The following is a 13,543-nucleotide window of genomic DNA, read 5'->3' as shown; positions in this document are numbered from 1 at the left end:
TAAAAGAATCAGAAAGATCACTGATCTTTCAGCAAAAAACCGAACAATAACGTTGATTTAACCTCAAAACCACACAGAACAACTAACTTAAAGCCATTGTTTTGATTGGTTTTTTATTAAAAAGATTGTTAGAATCTTAACAAGATAAATTTTATTTAATGCTAAAGCGATGAAAATACAGATTGATGCCCAGTTGCTCGTAAACTTCATTGCCGGTGTATTGGGTGAAGACTCTGAAGTCGTGGTTCACGATCTTGCCAATATCAATGCCTCCTTGGTTGCGATAAGTAATGGTCACCTTTCTGGGCGTCAAATTGGCGCACCCGCGACGGATTTGGCTTTACGCATGGTGCAAGAATATCGGCAGTCTGATGGCGAGAGCTACAAACTCAATTACCGCAGCAAAACCCATCGCGGCGTTTTATTGCGCTCCTCAACGCTGATTATTAAAGGTGAGAACGGCGAGCCCGCCGCGATGCTGTGCATCAATACCGATGATAAAAGACTGCTCGATGTGCAAGAAGCGCTGCGTAAACTGATGCCCAATGAGCCAGAGCAAAGCCATCAAGAATCGCTCTCGATGTCGGTCGATGATGTGGGTCAAGATATTTTGCAAAGCGTACTAGAGCAATATCCAATCACGCCATCGCGGATGTCTGCCGAAGAAAAATCGCAAGTGGTCAAAGATTTAGAGCAGCGAGGCCTATTCTCGATTCGCGGTTTTGTCGCCAAAACCGCCCAAATCCTCGAAATTTCCGAGCCGACGTTGTATCGCTATTTAAAAAATAGTTAAGTCTTAACATCGATTGAGCGCTCATCCTTGCGCCTTACGACATCATCGACGGCGCAGGCCAAACCAAGGCGCGCTGACTACTAAACTGCCGCGCCTCACCCGTAACAGGATCGATAAATTCAATCGTTCTGGCCAACAATTGCAGCGGCGACGAGAAATCGTTGCCTTTATCGGGCATCAGCTCGGGATACCATGCGTCGTTCACAATCGGAATGCCCAACCCAGCTAGATGTACGCGCAGTTGATGTTTGCGACCGGTATGCGGCGCAAGACGATAATGCGCGTAGTCACCACGCTGCTCAATCAGCTCAATCGCGGTTTCACTATTGGGCGCGCCAGCCACTTCCTGCACGGTAAACGCGTCGTCGCGATTTTCGATGCGGCTGTGATGTACATAAGGCAAAACTAAATCGCGACGAAACCCAGCGATGGCTTCATAGGTTTTTTGCACTTGCCGTGATTCAAATAGCGCGTGATAAGCATGGCGATGCGCGGGCTGTTGGCAAAATAAAATTACGCCAGCGGTTTCTTTATCCAACCGATGCAACGTCGTAATCTCAGGATTATCTAAACGCTGCCGCAAGCGCGTTTGCAGATTTTCCAGCGCATAACGCCCAACCGGCGTCACCGGCAAAAAGTGCGGTTTATCGACCACTAGCAAAATATCGTCTTGATACAAAATGGTTTCGGCAAACGGCACCGTGAGCGGTTCGGGCTGCGGGCGGTAATACCACAGCACCGTACCGGCGCGATACGGTGAATCGACAGCATACGGCGTGCCAGCTTCATCAACGACTTCGCCGCGCAGCAAACGACCACGAATATCCTCCGCCGCAACATGGGGAAAACGCGCAATCAAAAAATCCAGCACCAGCGGCCAGTCGCCTTGTGGCAGACCAACAAAACTCGGCGCGATGCCGTCTTTATGCGGAATCGGAGCGATGGGTTTAGCCATTTATCGACCTCGCATTGAAACTCCGACGCAGAGGCGCAGAGGCGCGGAGAAAAAAATGAACACTAATTTCATCAGGAATCAACGAGACGATGCAGAGGTGCTCCCCACCCTTACTTTTCCTCTGCGCCGCTGCGTCTCTGCGTTGAAAGATTTTTTTCTGCAGCATTAACGTACCTTATTTGGCCCACGGCGGCCGCGTTGTTTCGGTTTGCCAGCAGGTTTAGGTGTCGGAATATGCACCGCAGGTACACTCAGTTCAATCCACTGCCCCAATTCAATATCATCAAGGGTATATGGCCCTATCGCATAACGAATAAGGCGTAGCGTTGGATACCCTACTTTTGCAGTCATCCGCCGTACTTGACGATTTTTGCCTTCGGCAATTTTAATTTCTAGCCACGACGTCGGAATCGCGGCGCGCTCACGAATCGGCGGCACGCGCGGCCAGATCAATTCGGGCTGCGCAATCACACGTGCCTCAGCAGGCAGCGTTTTAAAATCCCCCAAATCTAAACCTCCCGCGCGCAATGCCGCCAGCGCCGCTTCGTCAGGGATGCCTTCAACTTGCACCCAATAGGTTTTGACCAGTTTATGCTTCGGGTCGGTTATTTTGTGCTGTAAAGCACCATCCCCCGTAAGCAATAACAGTCCTTCAGAGTCGGTATCTAAACGACCAGCAGCATAGACAGCTTTCACGGAAACGTAATCAGCCAAACATTGATGAGGAGGGCTCGGTGAAAACTGGCAAATAACACCGTAAGGCTTGTTAAATAAAATCAATTTAGGCATGGCAACAATTGTCTAGTAAATCTTGGCAGAATGGCGGTAAACCTGTGATAATAGTTCGGTTTTTACCGCGACAAAAATTTTAATAAGCTTGCGGTGAACGTTTTCAACCACTGAATTCACAGGTGTGCCCGATGAGTCTAATCAAAGTCCCACAAGGGGGCGAAAAGATCGTTCCTAACCTAGCAACGCCAAACAATCCTATCATCCCATTTATCGAAGGTGATGGTATTGGCGTGGATATCACCCCAGTGATGATCGATGTTGTCGATGCCGCTGTGAAAAAGTGCTACGGCGAAGACCGTAAAATCCACTGGATGGAAATCTATTGCGGCGAGAAAGCCTCTAAATTGTACGCTGATGGCTCATATCTGCCACAAGAAACCCTCGATGCATTAAAAGAATACGTGGTTTCAATTAAAGGCCCATTGGCAACGCCAGTAGGCGGCGGCATCCGTTCATTGAACGTGGCATTGCGTCAAAACTTGGATCTTTACGTTTGCTTACGCCCAGTGCGCTACTTCCAAGGCGTACCATCGCCAGTGAAGCACCCAGAACGCGTTGACATGACCATCTTCCGTGAAAACACCGAAGACATCTACGCCGGTATCGAGTGGGATGCTGAGTCTGAAGGCGCGAAAAAAGTCATCGAATTCTTACAAAAAGAAATGGGCGTAACTAAAATCCGTTTCCCAGAAACTTCATCGATCGGTATCAAACCAGTATCGAAAGAAGGTACTGAGCGCCTAGTTCGCAAAGCAATTCAATACGCCATCGACAACAACCGTCGCAGTGTTACCTTGGTTCACAAAGGTAACATCATGAAGTTTACCGAAGGCATGTTCCGTACTTGGGGCTATGAGCTCGCGAAAAATGAATTCGGCGCGGTTGAGATCGACGGCGGCCCATGGATGCAATTGCCAAACGGCATCGTCATCAAAGACGTGATCGCAGATGCATTCTTGCAACAAATCTTGTTGCGTCCAGCTGACTACGATGTAATCGCAACGTTGAACCTGAACGGCGACTACATTTCTGACGCCTTGGCTGCAGAAGTGGGCGGTATCGGTATCGCTCCGGGTGCTAACTTGTCAGACAATATCGCTTGCTTTGAAGCGACTCATGGCACTGCTCCAAAATACTCTGGCCAAGATAAAGTGAACCCAGGTTCAATCATCTTGTCGGCAGAAATGATGTTGCGTCACATGGGTTGGACTGAAGCTGCAGATAAAATCATCGAAGCCATGGGCAAAACGATTCAAGACAAAGTGGTGACTTATGACTTCGCGCGCTTGATGGATGATGCACAAGAAGTGTCTTGCTCGGCCTTTGGTAAAGCCATGATCGCTCGCATGTAAACCCAATGCGTGTTTGACATTCAAACCCCTGTCAATGGCAGGGGTTTTTTACGTTTATGCATCATATTTTAGTATCACCACAACAAAAAACCCGCCGAGGCGGGCTTTTGTTTTCACTTAAAGCGAAAATTAAGCAGCTTGGATGTTACCAGCTTGCTTGCCTTTCTGACCTTGAGTGATATCGAAAGAGACACGTTGGCCTTCTTTCAATGTTTTGAAGCCTGGCATGTTGATCGCAGAGAAATGAGCGAAAAGATCTTCGCCGCCTTCGTCTGGAGTAATAAAGCCAAAGCCTTTAGAATCATTGAACCACTTAACAGTACCTAATGCCATGTTGAGGACATCCTGAATAACAAAAATAAAATAAATTGCCGATCGTACTAAAGTACAAAATCGGTAAACCGGTTTGTCGTGGGCATCCCAAAACAAACATGTATAACTTTTTACGCCACTTTGACACATAAGGTCAAGCATAAATAATAGATACGCGGCACACTGTGGTATTGCATTCACGCTTGAAAAAATCGTGGTGAGCGCCAAAATAAAGAATGATAAGGGACTAAGATAAAACAATGGCGATCCAACATCAGAACGAGACCGAACTCAAAGACGCAGCAGTTCGTACTGCTCCACCACCGATGTGGCAAGTGGTGCTACTCAATGACGATTACACGCCAATGGACTTCGTGATTGATGTATTACAGCAATTTTTTGCGATGCCCAGCGAAAAGGCCAACCAAATTATGCTGAAAGTCCACACAGAGGGTCGTGGTATTTGTGGGGTTTATCCTCAAGATATTGCGGCAACGAAAGTAGCTGAAGTTACACAGTATGCTCGGGCGCATCAGCATCCGTTGCAATGCATTATGGAGGTGAGTCAATGATCGCCCAAGAACTTGAAGTAAGCCTACACATGGCATTTATGGATGCCAGACAAAAACGCCACGAATACATTACTGTGGAGCATTTATTACTCGCTCTGCTCGACAATCCTTCAGCCATTGATGTCATTAAAGCCTGTGGCGCCAACCTAGAAGAACTGCGTCGTCAGCTTGGAGATTTTGTCACTGAGCATACCCCTGTGGTATCTGGCAGCAGTGAAGTGGAAACCCAGCCCACAATTGGCTTTCAACGCGTCATTCAGCGCGCTATTTTGCACGTGCAATCTTCAGGCAAAAAAGAAGTGACTGGTGCGAATGTACTGGTGGCGATTTTTGGCGAAAAAGACAGCCATGCGGTGTATTTTTTACATCAACAAGGCATCACGCGTCTTGATGTGGTTAATTACATCGCCCATGGCATAAGTAAATCAGCCACGAGCCAACCAGCAGCGCCTCGCACTGAGCCCAATGAAGACGGGGAAACAGAGGCCAGCTCTGGCGGCGCACTCGAAAGCTACACCCAAAATATGAATGAGCAGGCCTTAGCTGGGAAAATAGACCCACTTATTGGCCGTGACGCTGAGCTTGAACGGGTGATTCAAACTTTATGCCGTCGCCGCAAAAATAACCCACTCTTAGTCGGCGAAGCCGGTGTTGGCAAAACGGCGATTGCCGATGGTTTAGCCCGTTGCATCGTCGAGGGGCAAGTTCCTGACATTTTGGCCGATGCCACTGTCTATACACTGGATATGGGCGCTCTTCTCGCCGGCACAAAATACCGTGGTGATTTTGAACAACGCCTCAAGGCCGTGATTAAACAATTAGCTGACGAGCGCAATGCCATCCTATTTATTGATGAAATTCATACCCTCGTTGGTGCTGGTGCGGCATCTGGTGGCACTCTGGACGCCTCAAATTTACTCAAGCCGGCGTTATCCAATGGCACGTTAAAATGTATTGGTGCCACAACTTATAATGAATATCGCGGTATTTTTGAAAAAGACAATGCGCTCTCACGTCGTTTCCAAAAAATCGATGTGCTTGAACCAAGTATTGAACAAACAATTGAAATTTTAAAAGGTTTGAAAGATAAATTTGAACAGCACCATGGCGTGAAATACACCCAAGCAGCGCTGAGCACTGCCGCTGAATTATCTGCAAAATATATCAATGATCGTCATTTACCCGATAAAGCCATTGATGTGATTGACGAAGCCGGTGCAGCGCAAAAAATATTACCGCGTTCAAAGCAAAAGAAAACCATTGGTAAAGGTGAAATCGAAGACATCATTGCTAAAATTGCTCGAATTCCGCCCAAATCGGTATCGAGCAATGATAAAGACACACTTAAAACGCTCGAGCGTGATTTGCGTAATGTCGTTTTTGGCCAAGAAAAAGCCATTGAAGTGCTCGCCACATCAATCAAAATGGCCCGAGCTGGCTTAGGTAATCCACTCAAACCCATCGGCTCATTCTTGTTTTCTGGACCAACCGGCGTTGGTAAGACCGAGGTCGCCCGTCAATTAGCTTATACGATGGGCATCGAGCTCATTCGCTTTGATATGTCGGAATATATGGAGCGGCACGCCGTCAGCCGTTTAATCGGTGCGCCGCCGGGATACGTGGGTTATGAGCAAGGCGGTTTACTCACCGAGGCTGTGAATAAACATCCTTACTCGATCTTATTACTGGATGAAATCGAAAAAGCGCATCCGGATATTTATAATGTTTTATTACAGGTAATGGATCACGGCACACTGACTGACAACAATGGCCGTAAAGCCGATTTCCGTAATGTTGTCATCATCATGACCACCAATGCCGGTGCCGAAATGCTGGGTAAATCAGCGATTGGCTTTACCAATAAAAAAGAAGCTGGCGATGAAATGCAGGAAATCAAGCGCCTGTTTACGCCAGAGTTTCGTAATCGTATTGATGCCATCATTCCTTTTGCCTCATTAACCCATACCATCATTTTGCAAGTTGTCGAGAAATTCCTCATGCAGCTCGAAGCGCAATTGCACGAGAAAAAAGTCGAAGCGCATTTCACTGATGCACTCAAAGACTACCTTGCCAAACATGGTTTTGACCCGCAAATGGGCGCGCGACCAATGGCCAGGTTGATTCAAGACACCATTCGCAAAGCGCTCGCAGACGAATTGCTATTTGGACGTTTAGCTGGCGGTGGAGAAGTCACCATTGATATTGATAGCGATGGCAAGGTATTGCTCAATTTACCAGAGCTAGAAAAGGTTTCAGCCTAATACCCCCTCATGCAATAAAAAACCCGCAGAACTAAAATCTGCGGGTTTTTTTATGTTGTAGCAAACTGCATTATTGTGCCGTGCTTTCTTTTTGCTGAACCACCACCAAGTGCGATGGCGTTGGCGCTGGAAACGTGGCCAAGGTATCTAAAATCGCTTTATTTGCTTGGAAATAAACTTGCCAGTAATGATCATTATGGCAATACGGACGCACAGCAAGAACGGGGCCGACTAATTGAAATTCAAGCACTTCAATCTCAACACCAGGCTCAACCATCACATTTGGAATCTTCGCGATCGCCGCTTTCAGTAAGGCAATCGCTTTTTCAGCATCCGCAGCGCCTGAGAGCTGCGCTTTTAAATCCACTCGACGATATTTGGTTGCGGTGTAATTCTGAATATTATCCGTAAAGATTTTATTATTACCGACAAAAGTCAGTACATTATCTGGCGTCATAATCGTTGACGAAAATAACCCCACTTCATGTACTACCCCCGTTACACCACCTGCAGTGATCATGTCGCCGACTTTAAAAGGTCGCAATACAATTAAAAATGCACCACCGGCAAAATTAGCCAACAACCCTGACCACGCCATCCCCACTGCAAGCCCTACGGCAGCAAGCAAAGCCGCAAAAGTCGTGGTTTGAATGCCGAAGTAACCCAAAATACCAATCACTAACAACACATTCAACAACACGGTCACTGCAGAACCCACATAGCGCAAAACAGTCGCATCCACTTTCTGCCGAACTAATCCGGCCTGAATAAACCGCACCACCATGCCAATCAGCCAGCGCCCAATCACCCAAAAAGCAATGCCGGCGAGAATTTTTACACCAAACTCAGCAACATACCCCATGAGGATATCTTGGTATTTGCTAATCAAGCTTGTATCCATCTTAATGCTCCAATGTAAGTGCCACCGATTGGCAACCTTAAAAGCTTATCCGATTAGCATAAAACATCAAATCATTTACCCTCTCGGGTGGTTAGTTTGATGCAGTGTTTTCAACCTAGCTGATGCAACCTGCGTGTAAATTTGTGTAGTAGTTATGTCAGAATGACCCAATAACATTTGTACTACCCGCAAATCAGCGCCATGATTCAGTAAATGAGTGGCAAATGCGTGTCTTAAAACATGCGGACTGAGCAACTCTGCGGGTATATTTGCCTGTACTGCATATTGCTTAATAATAAACCAGCAACCTTGTCGAGTAAGTGGCTCACCACGTTGATTTAAAAACAACGTAGCTTGCGCAGCATTTTTTAATAGTAATAAACGCGCCTCAGTCAGATAACGCTCGAGCCATTGTGCGGCCCACTCGCCGATCGGCACCAACCGCTGCTTTCCTCCTTTACCATTCATCACCCGAATGTATTTTTCACGTAGAAAAAGCTGATTCACTGACAGCTCAACCAGCTCCGTCACGCGTAATCCTGTGGCATACATTAGCTCAAGCATGGCTCGATCACGTAAGCCAGCAGTCAAATTTATATCCGGAGCAGCCAATAAAGCAGCAATACTCGCCTCTGGCAGCGCTTTAGGGAGCGGTCGAACTCGACGCGGCGAGGTTAACTCAGCCGTTGGGTCTACTGTAATTTGCCCATTGAGCAAAGCTTGCCGATAAAATTTACGCAAACTGGCCATTCGCCTAGCCAAGGTCGAGGCCTTCATATCGCGAGATTGCCGAGCTAAAAATGCCTGCATCGCATCGCGATCAGCACTCAATAAACTGTGCGCACGCTCACTGGCTAACCAAGCAGCCCAAATCAGCAAGTCACGACGATAACTCTCAATCGTATTGCTCGCCAAACCATCGCCGAGCCAAATGGCGTCTAAAAACTGGTTGATCAACGCCATCTCACTGTCGGCGATCATTGGTAAAGGCGCTTTATTGGCCATCAATCACACCTTCATGCTGTAATAACCAGCGCTTGATTGGCAACCAATCGAGGCCATTTCGGTTGGCATTAAAACCACCAAGACCATGCATTGCCACCACCCGATGACAAGGAATCAGCAATGGCATGGGGTTACGGCCACAAGCGCCACCAACGGCTCGCGGACTTGATGCACAACGCCGAGCAATCTCGGAATAAGTCAGCACCTCACCTGCCGGAATCTGTGCGATGGCCTGCCAGACTTTCAGTTGATGCGGCGTACCATTGAGTTGATACGGCAAATCAAAAACAAATTTAGGTTCATTAAAATAAGCCGAAATCTGCCGCTTTGCCTCATGCAATAAAGGATGATGACTCGTTTTTAATGGGGTTGCGGCAACCAAAAAATCCACGGCGCTTAAAGAGTCCCCTATCAAGCTCAAACCAATTCGCCCAAAAGGCGTCGCAATCACGGCATCCGACGACGGACTAAACATCATCATTACTCCTTATGTATATGGCTAAAGCCTTTAATATTTAATACCTACAGCGATATACCTGGGGTCTGTTGACGTTGGATTTCTCGCCGTGCTAGCGCGTTTTTCGCGGCGAATCAAGGCGTACTCAGGATGCATACCCGTCGATTATGCCCGGCAGCTCAAGTCGCTACACTCAATATACTACGGCCATAAAGTGGGCAACCCAACAGCATTTTTCTGCCACAATACCATGACTAAGAAAAAGTACTGATCTCGCACGGAGGTCAATCTACTCAGTATGCCAACATAATTCGAAGCGTCAGCACGCCACTGACCATCCAAGATCCACGCGCTACACGACTTAATGATTAAAGACGCTTCGCGTAACGCCCAATTTATAGCGCAGCAATCGCCGTCATTTCCACTTTATAGCGAGCATCGGCTAACTGAGCTTGTACCGTTGCTCTGGCAGGCGTGTGTCCTTGGGGAACCCACTCACTCCAAGCTAAATTCATCGCATCAAAATCAGCCATGTCAGCGATAAAAATGGTGACCTGCAAAATTTTGGTCTTATCTGAACCCACCTCAGCCAATAAGCGATCAATGCACGCTAAAACTTCAACCGTTTGTCCTAAGGCATCTTTGTCTAAATCTTCAGCAATCTGCCCTGCTAAATAAACGGTATTGTTATGCACCACGGTTTCACAAAGACGAGGGCCAACATGGTAACGTTGAATGGATGACATTGTTTTTTCTCCAAAATAAATATAAAAAGGCGAACCCATGGTTCGCCTTCAATCAATAATGACACTCTTTAAAAAAAACTTCTTTAAGCAACCGCACGCAATCGCAAAGAAAAATCACGTAATGATTGAATGCCACTATTTTCGGCACGCACACACCAATCTTGCAACTGCAAAATTAATTCATGACGATTCAATGTTGATCGCTCCCAAATACGCGTTAATTCTTGTCGCATTTGATACACCTGATCCAGCACTTTACTTTGCGCCAAAATTAATTCCAAATGAATTTTATCGCTCGCCGAAGTATCTTTTGCATCTTGCTTTAACCAAAGCTTCATCCGCTTTGTAATATCAAAATTCATTGAGGGTAATGCCGCCGTTACCGATAAATGTTCAATTTCTGCAGCAACCGTTTGTTTTAAAGTTCGAGCATAATGCGCGGCAATTGCATATCGATTCGCAATAATCGCCTGTACTACGTGCTCATCGAGCTCAGGACGAATGCCAGCCATTTTTAATTTAGGTGCGACTTTTCGAATTTTTGCTAAACCCAAAATAGCCATCGTCCGAATATATAGCCAACCAATATCAAACTCAAACCACTTGTAGGATAACTTAGCTGACGTACCAAATGTATGATGATTATTATGTAATTCTTCACCGCCGATCAAAATACCCCAGGGCATTAAATTCGTCGAGGCATCTTCAGTTTCAAAATTACGATAACCCCAGTAATGTGCAAAGCCATTGATAATTCCAGCCGCCGTTACTGGAATCCATAACATTTGTATTGCCCAAATCCAAATGCCATTGACCCCAAACAGTAATACATCAATGACGGCCATTAAAGTAGGCCCCCACGATGCATAGCGCGAATACAAATTACGCTCTAAAAAATCATCTGGCGTACCATGCCCATATTTTTGCAATGTTTCTAAATTTGCAGCCTCTGCACGATATAACTCCCAGCCCTGCCAAAATACTTTTTTAATTCCCAGTATCTGTGGGCTATGCGGATCCTCAATCGTTTCACACTTTGCATGATGTTTGCGATGAATCGCTGCCCATTCTTTTGTAATTTGCGCCGTCGTTAACCACAGCCAGAAACGGAAGAAATGACTCATTAATGGATGTAAATCCAGCGCACGATGCGCTTGATGCCGATGTAAAAAAATAGTAACTGATGCAATTGTAATATGCGTTAGCGTGAGAACAACCAATACATAGCCCCACCACGGTAAAACAATCATTCCATTAAGCCATTCCATACTGTATTCCTCGTGCTATGTTTATGCCATTTCACTTTAAAAAAGAATCTAGATTTTACTCAGCATCTATCAAAAAACAGCATTACATATTTGAATTTGGTAAAATTGACCCAGGTAAAATCGTAATATCACGGCGAGGATAAGGAATCTCAATATTATTCGCTTTAAATGCTCGCCAAATTTTCATATTTAAATCAGATTTTAAACCCATCTGGCCATTTTCTGGATCAGCTAACCAAAAACCTAATGTTAAATTAATGCCACTATCGGCAAATGCAGTAACAAAAGCCCCCGGCGCGGGCGATTTTAAAATCCGCGACTCATCTTTTGTAATCTCGGTCATGATATTCATCACTTGATCAAGATCTGAATTATATGCGACTTGAATAGGTAGACCAACCCATACAGAGCGATCATTATATGACTGGTTCACCACCGTTTGTGAAATCAAGGTGTCATTTGGAACTAAAGCTTCAGTACCATCCGGTGCTTTTAAAACAATATAACGAGAAGTTAAGCCACTAATAATCCCTTGACGATTATCCACAGAAATTAAATCACCCAATTTAATCGAACGATCCAGCAAGATAATAAAACCTGAAACATAATTTGATGCAATTTTTTGTAAACCAAAGCCTAAACCAACACCTAATGCACCACCAAAAACAGATAGAACTGTTAAATCAATGCCAACCATAGATAAAGAAGCAAGCACGGCCAATACAACCAGCAATGATCGCATTACTTTAACAAGAACCACTCGAACATTCATATCCATTACATCGGTGGCCATCACACGTTGTTCAACTAAACGTCCAACCCACATTGCGATTAATAAAGTCGCACCAACAGACAATAAGCCTTGGATGACGGTGAGAATTGAAATATGAACTTTCCCAGCATCAAAACTAATGGCATCTAAAGCTTCTAATATTTGCGGCAAAATACCAACGACATGCAGCACATAGCCAACCCAAATAAACGCTGAAATATATCGTTCCCAACGCTGAACCCATGTCGCCCCTTCAAACGTTCGCCGAATAATATAAACAAGAATACGGATATTAACCAAACCAACCATCAGTAGATTAGCCAAGCGTAATAATGAACTCGTTTGCCCTTCAAATACTTGATATGTAATATTGCCCAGAGTAACAAAAATAAGCGCTAAAATTGGAAATAATAAACGCTGAATACCATCATTAGCCAGTTTCCAACGAAAATTTTTCGCCGCAACACGCTTTTTAGTTCGATTTACGACCAAAAAAGCTAAACCCCAGCATGACAATAAAACAGCTACTTGCAGTAAAAAATCAGTACTAAAAAACCCCAAATGCCTAATATCTTTAACGACGTTAAACAACACATTTTCTGTATTTAAACTCATTCATCACCTCTGATTTTCTTTAGCGTTTGGGTTGTTGATGTATTAAATAAAAAAGGAATCGAATGGACACTCCCGCCCCGTAGTAACACTTCACGGCTGCCCACGATTTGATCTACTTGCCAATCCCCACCTTTAACAAGCACCTCGGGTTGAATCACGGTAATTAAATTAAGCGGCGTATCATCATCAAACCACGTGACCAAATCAACAGCCCCCAGACTTGCAATGACCGCAGCGCGATGCGCTAATGAATTAATCGGACGATCTTGCCCCTTTCCTAAGCGACGAACAGACTCGTCCGTATTTAATGCAACGACCAAGCTTAATCCCAGAGCACGAGCCTGAGCCAAATAGGTCACATGTCCACGATGTAAAATATCAAAACAGCCATTAGTAAAAACTAATGGGCGCGTCAATAACTGAATTCTTTCTGCCAATAATTCAGGCGGGCAGCATTTATTTTCAAATTCTGGCATAGGATAAATTGGTAAGGAATTTTGCATTAAAGTGCCTTTAATCAAAAATAGAGATCAATACTTAAGTGCTTGAATATTAACCTAAGTTAAAGTTATCGCACTAGGCAATAAGACCTGATGATGCATAATTTAATTCGAATTAAATACAAATTTATTTTCCACACAAGCAGCGAACAGCAAAAAGCCCGACTCTTTCGAATCGGGCTTTCTGGTATGGGGAGTCTGGCAATGACCTACTTTCACACGGGCAATCCGCACTATCATCG

The 13,543-nt window shown here is 45.2% G+C and carries 14 protein-coding genes; 4 read left to right on the top strand and 10 right to left on the bottom strand.

Going from position 1 to position 13,543, the window contains the following annotated elements; all coding sequences use genetic code 11:
• Positions 1–169: 169 nt before the first annotated feature.
• Positions 170–793: a helix-turn-helix transcriptional regulator gene (locus LG219_RS14130; RefSeq protein ID WP_226765097.1), complete on the top strand. Its 624-nt coding sequence runs from the start codon at positions 170–172 to the stop codon at positions 791–793.
• 34 nt (positions 794–827) lie between these two features.
• Here LG219_RS14130 and LG219_RS14125 read toward each other — a convergent pair whose 3' ends face one another.
• Both LG219_RS14125 and LG219_RS14120 read right to left on the bottom strand, forming a co-directional pair.
• Positions 828–1,748 carry a pseudouridine synthase gene (locus LG219_RS14125; RefSeq protein ID WP_226765096.1) on the bottom strand — a complete coding sequence of 307 codons (921 nt, stop codon included), beginning with the start codon at positions 1,746–1,748 and terminating at the stop codon, positions 828–830.
• A gap of 165 nt (positions 1,749–1,913) precedes the next feature.
• The gene (locus LG219_RS14120; RefSeq protein ID WP_226765095.1) at positions 1,914–2,537 is read right to left on the bottom strand and encodes a pseudouridine synthase; all 624 of its coding nucleotides are present in this window, start codon (positions 2,535–2,537) and stop codon (positions 1,914–1,916) included.
• 131 nt (positions 2,538–2,668) lie between these two features.
• Here LG219_RS14120 and icd point away from each other — a divergent pair, with 131 nt between their 5' ends.
• A complete protein-coding gene (gene icd / locus LG219_RS14115) occupies positions 2,669–3,892 on the top strand; it encodes an NADP-dependent isocitrate dehydrogenase (protein ID WP_226765094.1) in 1,224 nt (407 codons plus the stop codon).
• A 129-nt stretch (positions 3,893–4,021) separates the two neighbouring features.
• Here the strand turns inward: icd and LG219_RS14110 are convergent, their stop codons facing one another.
• On the bottom strand, positions 4,022–4,225 hold the full coding sequence (locus tag LG219_RS14110) for a cold-shock protein (protein WP_173533122.1): 204 nt from the start codon (positions 4,223–4,225) through the stop codon (positions 4,022–4,024).
• Positions 4,226–4,464: 239 nt separating this feature from the next.
• Between LG219_RS14110 and clpS the strand changes: the two genes are divergently transcribed.
• Together clpS and clpA are read left to right on the top strand one after the other, a co-directional pair.
• Positions 4,465–4,776, top strand: coding sequence for an ATP-dependent Clp protease adapter ClpS (gene clpS, locus LG219_RS14105; RefSeq protein WP_226765093.1), 312 nt, complete (start codon positions 4,465–4,467; stop codon positions 4,774–4,776).
• Positions 4,773–7,037, top strand: a complete 2,265-nt coding sequence (clpA, locus tag LG219_RS14100) for an ATP-dependent Clp protease ATP-binding subunit ClpA (protein ID WP_226765092.1) — start codon at positions 4,773–4,775, stop codon at positions 7,035–7,037. The genes clpS and clpA overlap by 4 nt, the downstream gene beginning before the upstream one ends.
• Positions 7,038–7,107: 70 nt before the next feature.
• Here the strand turns inward: clpA and LG219_RS14095 are convergent, their stop codons facing one another.
• The 7 genes from LG219_RS14095 to rfaE2 all read right to left on the bottom strand — a co-directional run bounded on the left by LG219_RS14095 (position 7,108) and on the right by rfaE2 (position 13,304).
• The gene (locus LG219_RS14095; RefSeq protein WP_226765091.1) at positions 7,108–7,938 is read right to left on the bottom strand and encodes a mechanosensitive ion channel family protein; all 831 of its coding nucleotides are present in this window, start codon (positions 7,936–7,938) and stop codon (positions 7,108–7,110) included.
• A 75-nt stretch (positions 7,939–8,013) separates the two neighbouring features.
• Positions 8,014–8,943 (bottom strand): site-specific tyrosine recombinase XerD, encoded by a 930-nt coding sequence (xerD, locus tag LG219_RS14090; RefSeq protein ID WP_226765090.1) that lies wholly within the window; start codon positions 8,941–8,943, stop codon positions 8,014–8,016.
• On the bottom strand, positions 8,933–9,424 hold the full coding sequence (locus LG219_RS14085) for a methylated-DNA--[protein]-cysteine S-methyltransferase (protein ID WP_226765089.1): 492 nt from the start codon (positions 9,422–9,424) through the stop codon (positions 8,933–8,935). Before LG219_RS14085 ends, xerD begins: the two co-directional genes overlap by 11 nt.
• A gap of 371 nt (positions 9,425–9,795) precedes the next feature.
• Complete coding sequence (locus LG219_RS14080) at positions 9,796–10,146, bottom strand: RidA family protein (RefSeq protein ID WP_226765088.1); 351 nt, start codon at positions 10,144–10,146, stop codon at positions 9,796–9,798.
• Positions 10,147–10,229: 83 nt separating this feature from the next.
• Entirely contained in the window at positions 10,230–11,414 is a 1,185-nt protein-coding gene (locus tag LG219_RS14075) for a DesA family fatty acid desaturase (protein ID WP_226765087.1), read from the bottom strand.
• An 82-nt stretch (positions 11,415–11,496) separates the two neighbouring features.
• Positions 11,497–12,801, bottom strand: coding sequence for a mechanosensitive ion channel family protein (locus LG219_RS14070; protein ID WP_226765086.1), 1,305 nt, complete (start codon positions 12,799–12,801; stop codon positions 11,497–11,499).
• Positions 12,798–13,304 carry a D-glycero-beta-D-manno-heptose 1-phosphate adenylyltransferase gene (gene rfaE2, locus LG219_RS14065; protein WP_226765134.1) on the bottom strand — a complete coding sequence of 169 codons (507 nt, stop codon included), beginning with the start codon at positions 13,302–13,304 and terminating at the stop codon, positions 12,798–12,800. Before rfaE2 ends, LG219_RS14070 begins: the two co-directional genes overlap by 4 nt.
• Positions 13,305–13,543: the final 239 nt, after the last annotated feature.

It is taken from the genome of Deefgea salmonis (assembly GCF_020531905.1).
Classification (GTDB): Bacteria; Pseudomonadota; Gammaproteobacteria; order Burkholderiales; family Chitinibacteraceae; genus Deefgea; species Deefgea salmonis.
This window is presented reverse-complemented; position numbering and strand designations above follow the sequence as displayed.

What these genes read in the sequence shown, in the direction of transcription:
- LG219_RS14130 (WP_226765097.1), top strand. Translation starts at nt 170, where the DNA reads ATGAAAATACAGATTGATGCCCAGTTGCTCGTAAACTTCATTGCCGGT.
- LG219_RS14125 (WP_226765096.1), bottom strand. Translation starts at nt 1,748, where the DNA reads ATGGCTAAACCCATCGCTCCGATTCCGCATAAAGACGGCATCGCGCCG.
- LG219_RS14120 (WP_226765095.1), bottom strand. Translation starts at nt 2,537, where the DNA reads ATGCCTAAATTGATTTTATTTAACAAGCCTTACGGTGTTATTTGCCAG.
- icd (WP_226765094.1), top strand. Translation starts at nt 2,669, where the DNA reads ATGAGTCTAATCAAAGTCCCACAAGGGGGCGAAAAGATCGTTCCTAAC.
- LG219_RS14110 (WP_173533122.1), bottom strand. Translation starts at nt 4,225, where the DNA reads ATGGCATTAGGTACTGTTAAGTGGTTCAATGATTCTAAAGGCTTTGGC.
- clpS (WP_226765093.1), top strand. Translation starts at nt 4,465, where the DNA reads ATGGCGATCCAACATCAGAACGAGACCGAACTCAAAGACGCAGCAGTT.
- clpA (WP_226765092.1), top strand. Translation starts at nt 4,773, where the DNA reads ATGATCGCCCAAGAACTTGAAGTAAGCCTACACATGGCATTTATGGAT.
- LG219_RS14095 (WP_226765091.1), bottom strand. Translation starts at nt 7,938, where the DNA reads ATGGATACAAGCTTGATTAGCAAATACCAAGATATCCTCATGGGGTAT.
- xerD (WP_226765090.1), bottom strand. Translation starts at nt 8,943, where the DNA reads ATGGCCAATAAAGCGCCTTTACCAATGATCGCCGACAGTGAGATGGCG.
- LG219_RS14085 (WP_226765089.1), bottom strand. Translation starts at nt 9,424, where the DNA reads ATGATGATGTTTAGTCCGTCGTCGGATGCCGTGATTGCGACGCCTTTT.
- LG219_RS14080 (WP_226765088.1), bottom strand. Translation starts at nt 10,146, where the DNA reads ATGTCATCCATTCAACGTTACCATGTTGGCCCTCGTCTTTGTGAAACC.
- LG219_RS14075 (WP_226765087.1), bottom strand. Translation starts at nt 11,414, where the DNA reads ATGGAATGGCTTAATGGAATGATTGTTTTACCGTGGTGGGGCTATGTA.
- LG219_RS14070 (WP_226765086.1), bottom strand. Translation starts at nt 12,801, where the DNA reads ATGAGTTTAAATACAGAAAATGTGTTGTTTAACGTCGTTAAAGATATT.
- rfaE2 (WP_226765134.1), bottom strand. Translation starts at nt 13,304, where the DNA reads ATGCAAAATTCCTTACCAATTTATCCTATGCCAGAATTTGAAAATAAA.